At 60.7% G+C, this 2,136-nt stretch carries 3 protein-coding genes; all 3 read right to left on the bottom strand.

Going from position 1 to position 2,136, the window contains the following annotated elements:
* Positions 1-155 precede the first annotated feature (155 nt).
* Positions 156-1,217, bottom strand: coding sequence for a zinc-binding metallopeptidase family protein (locus tag AC5JJ6_RS10955; RefSeq protein ID WP_496042063.1), 1,062 nt, complete (start codon positions 1,215-1,217; stop codon positions 156-158).
* A gap of 12 nt (positions 1,218-1,229) precedes the next feature.
* On the bottom strand, positions 1,230-1,631 hold the full coding sequence (locus AC5JJ6_RS10950) for a pentapeptide repeat-containing protein (RefSeq protein ID WP_496042062.1): 402 nt from the start codon (positions 1,629-1,631) through the stop codon (positions 1,230-1,232).
* 70 nt (positions 1,632-1,701) lie between these two features.
* Positions 1,702-2,136 (bottom strand): phasin family protein (locus tag AC5JJ6_RS10945; protein ID WP_496042061.1); only part of this gene is annotated, 435 nt, incomplete at its 5' end.

The raw sequence follows: 2,136 nt of genomic DNA, 5'->3' as shown, positions 1-2,136 counted from the left end.
CGTCCTCAACCGAATGCTCGACCTCGGACGCCCGGACTCCGTCCGCGCCGCTTGACGATCACCGAACCAGGGAGAAATCCGTGCTCGTCGGCCTCCATGCACCAGAGCAACGCTGTATTGAAGTTCCGATGAACCAGCTGCATTCAAATACCTGGTCAGCGGAAGATCAGGCCATGAACGAAGCGGAGCTTTCCCATGACCGCCGGAGCCAGCACGAAGGGGTAGAGGTCGGGCAGGCCCATGCTGTGGTTGAGGCTGTTGACGGCGTAGGTCAGCGGCAACCAGGCTCGCATCAAAGCGTCGAAGTCCCGCTGATGGTAAGGATCAAAGTCGATTTCCATGCTGAGTGCCGGGTCGGCTTCTTCTCCGGGCCGCACCCGCAGACCGAACGCGTGCGCAGTTTCCAGGGTATCCACGATGTGCAGGTAATGCGCCCAGGTCTCCGCAAAATCCTCCCACGGATGGGCGCTGGCGTAGCCGCTGACGAAGCGCTGTCGCCAGTCGGCAGGGGGACCGTTCGCGTAGTGCCGGGCAAGGCTGGCGCCGTAATCCTGGCGCTCGTCGCCAAACAGGTCGCGGAACGCCGGGCTCCACGGACCCCCGCGGACAAGCCGGTCCCAGTAGTAGTGCCCAACTTCGTGGCGGAAGTGTCCCAGCAGCGTGCGGTAAGACTCTACCATATCGCGCCGATGGCGCTCCCGCTCGGCATCGTCGGCCTCGGCGATGTCGATCGTGATCAGACCCGCTGCGTGACCGGTAATTATCTGGGTATGCTCGCGGACCATTTTCTCCGAGTTTGCCAGAAAATCAAAGGCGAGGCCTGTGTTCGGATCGTCGAACCAGCTGGTGAGCGGCAGGCTGAGCCGCAGCAGGCTGTAAACCAGACGGTGCTTGGCGGTTTCCAAGCTTTGCCAGCGCAGTCGGTTCTCAAGATTATCCAGGTCGGGGATCGTTCGGTTGAGCCGACAGGCTCGGCAGTACGTGTCCGCGCTTTCTGCTGGGATCAGCCAATTGCACACGTCATGGGCGGCATTGGCGCAGAAACGGGATGGTCGATCGAGTGCCGCGACAGGCTGCCAGCGATCCTCGCCCAGCGGAACCAGGGCACTGAGCGCATACAGGTCCGGGATGTAACCAAGGAGGTGACCGCAGCGCTCACAGCGGGTGTTGGCGAAATACACCATCTGTCGACAATGCTGACAGTGGAAGATTTTCACGGGCGAAACCCGTCAGCCCCGATCGACCAGCAGGGCGAATTTCAGCGAGGCGCCTTCCATGTTGGCGCCGGTGAGATCCGCACCCCTGAGATCAGCATGATCCAGCTTGGCGTTCCGGAGATCGGCGTCGCGAAGATCCGCCCCGCCCAGTTTTGCCTGCCACAGAGATGCGCTGGAGAGGCAGGCGCCCTTAAGGGAAGCTCCTGTGAGGTCGCAATGATCGAGGTTGGCTGCCGCCAGGTTGCAGCCATCGAGCAGTGCCCGGCGTAGATCAACCCGCCAGAACGAGTGCCCGGCTAAATTGTAATCCCTTAGATCCGCCCGCTCTCCCTGGGCGCCGTCGGTCGCGGTCCACAGGCTGTGGCTTTTCAGGAGAGAGAACATGTCCTCCGGTACGGCATTACCTTCCGGCATCTTGGACGTCTCCCTTGTGCAACACACGCTGTTTGCTTGTCTTATCATAGAGGCATCAGCGATCGATGGTCTACCGATTCCTCACTTCGTTCTGGTCACCGATGATTTTGGAAGCCTCCTCGGCGACCTTGGCCGTCGCTTCCGCAATCCTGACGCTGCTGGTCAGCATGATAGTGACTTCCGCCTTCAACAAATCTTTTTGGGCGGCCAGAAGGTCCTGGGGTGAGCGGGCACGCAGGATGCTGTTCATGCCGTCGATGTTGCACTGCATGGAATTGCGCGTGTAATCGGCCCATTCCCGCATCACGCTTTGAAGGCCGTCGGCCAGTTTGACCCCAGCCTTCATCATGGTTCCAAGGTTCTCCTGGGTGCGACCTGCGACATCCTTGAATGCCCTGTCCTGCATCGCCGACATCTGGCTGGTCGTGGCGGACAGTTGGCCAACTGCTTCACGAACAACACCCGCGTTCTTGCTGATCGCATCGGTCGGCTGATCCACAATCCC

Source organism: Skermanella sp. (assembly GCF_059503625.1).
This window is presented reverse-complemented; position numbering and strand designations above follow the sequence as displayed.